This window comes from Nocardiopsis sp. JB363 (assembly GCF_900143625.1).
In the GTDB taxonomy this organism is placed as follows: Bacteria; Actinomycetota; Actinomycetes; order Streptosporangiales; family Streptosporangiaceae; genus Nocardiopsis.
This window is the reverse complement of the sequence record NZ_FRFF01000193.1, coordinates 1-3361: the sequence shown is the minus strand read 5'-3', so window position 1 is coordinate 3361 and position 3361 is coordinate 1. Positions and strand designations below refer to the sequence as shown.

General features: G+C 68.3%; 3 protein-coding genes and 2 pseudogenes. 2 read left to right on the top strand and 3 right to left on the bottom strand.

What is annotated here, in order from left to right; all coding sequences use genetic code 11:
- Window positions 1-124: 124 nt before the first annotated feature.
- The gene (locus BQ8420_RS28930; RefSeq protein ID WP_087103280.1) at window positions 125-868 is read left to right on the top strand and encodes a septal ring lytic transglycosylase RlpA family protein; all 744 of its coding nucleotides are present in this window, start codon (window positions 125-127) and stop codon (window positions 866-868) included.
- A 171-nt stretch (window positions 869-1039) separates the two neighbouring features.
- Here BQ8420_RS28930 and tnpB read toward each other — a convergent pair whose 3' ends face one another.
- The 3 genes and pseudogenes from tnpB to BQ8420_RS31715 form a co-directional block, all read right to left on the bottom strand.
- A complete protein-coding gene (gene tnpB / locus BQ8420_RS28925) occupies window positions 1040-2401 on the bottom strand; it encodes an IS607 family element RNA-guided endonuclease TnpB (RefSeq protein ID WP_200816140.1) in 1362 nt (453 codons plus the stop codon).
- Window positions 2398-2565, bottom strand: a pseudogene (locus tag BQ8420_RS31720) (IS607 family transposase); the annotation flags it as partial. The pseudogene BQ8420_RS31720 and the gene tnpB, both read right to left, overlap by 4 nt.
- On the bottom strand, window positions 2547-2696 hold the full coding sequence (locus BQ8420_RS31715; RefSeq protein ID WP_235006552.1) for a hypothetical protein: 150 nt from the start codon (window positions 2694-2696) through the stop codon (window positions 2547-2549). The pseudogene BQ8420_RS31720 and the gene BQ8420_RS31715, both read right to left, overlap by 19 nt.
- Window positions 2697-2896: 200 nt before the next feature.
- On the opposite strand from BQ8420_RS31715, the pseudogene BQ8420_RS28920 reads away from it, so the two are divergent.
- Window positions 2897-3361: pseudogene (locus tag BQ8420_RS28920) on the top strand (ATPase); the annotation flags it as partial.

Below are 3361 nucleotides of genomic sequence, written 5' to 3'. Positions count from 1 at the left end.
GCCCCCACCCGAACACCCCGGGGGCCGACACCACCAGGCGCACCACGCACCTCCCCGCTCACCGTGCCCCGCGTGCGCCAGGAGACGGCCCGCCCTGAACTGTTCCCGTTCGAAGGACTGCGTCGTGGGCAAACACCAGCCCCAGAACCCACCGGTGGACGACCACCTCGACGATGGCACGGCCCAATACGCCGACGCCTACACCCCCGCGGCCCCCGCGCCGCTGGGCCCACGTCAGGCGGCCGCACGCTCCCGTAAGAAACGCGCCCTCATCGTGGCCTCGGCCGCCGGATTGACCCTGGTGGTCGGCGGCGGCGCCGCGGCCGCCGTCATCTCCTCCGGCGCGGGCCCCGAGGACGCCACCACCGCCGTGGGCATCCCCCAGGCCCAACCCGACCCACTACAGGCCACCACCGAAGACGGCCAAGCCGACCCCGAACTACTGGAGCGCGCCGAAAGCGCCCGCAGCGGGGCCACCCAGTCCCAATCGGCCGCCGGCACCACCATCGCCGAAGAACCCGAACCCGAAGAGGAAGAAGAGGAGACCACCTCCGAAGACTCCTCCGAAGGCTCCGGCGAGGGCGGCACCTGCCAGGCCTCCTTCTACGGCGAGGACCTCCACGGCGCCACCACCGCCAACGGCGAAACCTTCGACACCAACGCCATGACGGCCGCGCACAAGACCCTGCCCTTCGACACCATGGTCCAGGTCACCAACCCCAACAACGGCAAGTCGGTGACCGTGCGCATCAACGACCGCGGACCCTACATCGACGGACGCTGCCTGGACCTGTCCACGGCGGCCTTCGACGACATCATCGGCACCGGCTCCGGCGTGGGCAACGTGGCCTGGGAAGTCGTGGGCTAAACCCACCCATAACCATCACGACGGGGGCGCCCGGGACCAGATCCCGGGCGCCCCCACCCATGTCAATACCCCCACCGGCGTACAATCCGCACCCAGGGCCCACACCGGCCCCCACCAGCGGCGGGACCCCACACGTCACCGTTCATTGGAGCCTCAGTGGCTCTCAATGATTCACCTATTACTAGGCGAAAGTCCCCGTCTGACCCGGGAGTCATCCCGGTGCGGGGTAAACGCTTCACAGCCACCCGCCGGGACAAGCCCGGTCTTACGGTCGGCTCCACGTCCGTTTTGTGTCTCCGAGCCACTCCCGGCGACATACCGCTCAACCAGAGCGGCCAGGTTCCGTGCGGCGTTGAGATCCCGGCCCAGAACCACACCACACTCGGTGCATACGAAGGTGCGCTCGGACAGGGCGAGCTTGGCTTTCACCGCGCCGCAATCCGAGCACGTCTTGGAGGAGGCGAACCACCGGTCAGCCACGACCAGGCTCCCGCCCCTCCACTGGGTCTTATAGGTCAGCTGGCGGCGAACCTCGGCGAACCCGGCGTCGGCCACGTGGCGGGCCAGCTTGCGGTTGGCAAGCATCCCGGACACGTGCAGGTCCTCGACCACGACCGTTCCGTGGGTTGCCGCCAACTCGGTGGTGAGTTTGTGCAGTCCGTCCCGCCGCTGGTTGGTCACCTGATGGTGGACTCTGTTGCGGGTCCTGTTGGCTTTGTGCCACCGATTGGAGGGGGCTTGGCCGGTGCGCCGGTCGGGCCCTTGGCGGCGCGAAACCGTGCGGGACAGGCGTCGCAGCTTACGCAAAGCGTTGGTGTGATGGTGTGGGTTGTCCACCACCGTGCCGTCGGAGAGTACCGCCAAGGCCTTGATGCCCACGTCCACGCCCACGACGGCGTCCGGTCGAGTCGGGGAGGGGTCGTTACGGTCCACCCGGCAGGTCAAGGAAGCGAACCAGCGGCCCGATTCTTGGCGTACGGTCACCGACAGCACGCGGGCGGTCCCGACCTGGATGCGGCGCTGGAGTTTGCGGGTGGACTCGTGGGTCTTGAGCGTGCCCACCTTCGGCAAGGTCAGACGCCTGCGATCGGCCTCGACACGGATGGTGCCGGTGGTGAACCGCACCGACCGGGTGGCTTTGCGCTTGGACTTGAACCTGGGGAACCCGACCCGCTTGCCCTTCCGTGTTCCCTTACTGGAGTCGGACCAGTTCTTGAGCGCGCGGGCCAGCTGATCCAGGCCGGTGTTGTAGGCCTCCTTGGAGCATTCCGACCACCACGGCGCGACCTGGTGTTTGGCCTGGTTCCATTCCCTACGCAGGGAGTACAGCGACCAGTTCACCGGCGGTGTCAGGTCGTCGTTGACGATGCCGTAGGAGCGTTCGGCTTCGCGTTGGGACAGGTTGGCCTTGATGCGGGCCAGCCCCCAGTTGTAGGCGAGGCGGGCGGCTCCGGCGTGCCGGGACAGGTCCCGCCCCTGGGCGGGGGTCAGGTCCATGGCGAACTTGTAGGCCTGCACTACCTGCCCGGTCACGGCGCCTGCGGTCCGGTGGCCGCCGCCACGGCGCGGGCGGCTCGGTGCTTGGCGGAGCGTTTGCCGTACAGGCGGGCGCACATCGAGGTGAGCACCTCGGTCATGTCCCACACCAGATCATCGGTCGTCTCCTGCGAATCCAGGATCACCAGCCGTCGCCCTTGTCGCGAGCTCCGGTGGTCTGAGCGCCCTGGGAGGCGTGGTCGGCGGCGGCGTTGCAGGCGCGCAGGGTCGCTTGTAGTGCCTTCGCCTGTTCCGGCGAAGGCAGCAGCTTGACCCGCACCACCAGCTTCATGGTCCAATACGCTAATCACCCTCGACCCGGGCGTGGGGTCGAATCAGAGAACTTCTCCGTGTTTTTCCGGTCTTTGATGGTCGGGAAGCGTGGGCGAGGGTGTTTCCTCCCGGCCCTGAAGGACCGGGCCTTCACACCCAAACGTGGTGAAACAATCCCGCACCACCACCAACGCCGACACACAAGGGGAGCACAGGGCCTTGTTCCGCACCACCTCCGGATGGGTCGTCTCACCCACCGACCTGGTCGACACCCTCGAATGCGACCACCGCACCGCGCTCAAGAGCGCCCTGGCCGCCCACGTGCCCGGCGCACCCCGCCCCGAACCCGTCGACGCCCTGGTCGCCCAACACGGCCAAGCCCACGAAAAGGCCGAACTCGACCGCCTACGCCAGGTCTTCGGTGAGGTCGCCACCATCGCCGACCCCGAACCCCACGACCACGACCTGGCCCGCGCCGCCCGCGAAACCGCCCAGGCCATGCGCGCCGGGGCCCCCGTCATCTACCAAGGCGTCTTCCACCACCGCCTCACCGACCGCGTCGCCTTCCACGGACGCGCCGACTTCCTCATCCGCTCCGACCTGGACCCCACCACCGGCCACACGCGCCCCGACCACACCGGCGAACCCGCCTACGAACCCTGGGACACCAAACTCGCCCTCTCA

What these genes read in the sequence shown, in the direction of transcription:
- BQ8420_RS31715 (WP_235006552.1), bottom strand. Translation starts at nt 2,696, where the DNA reads ATGAAGCTGGTGGTGCGGGTCAAGCTGCTGCCTTCGCCGGAACAGGCG.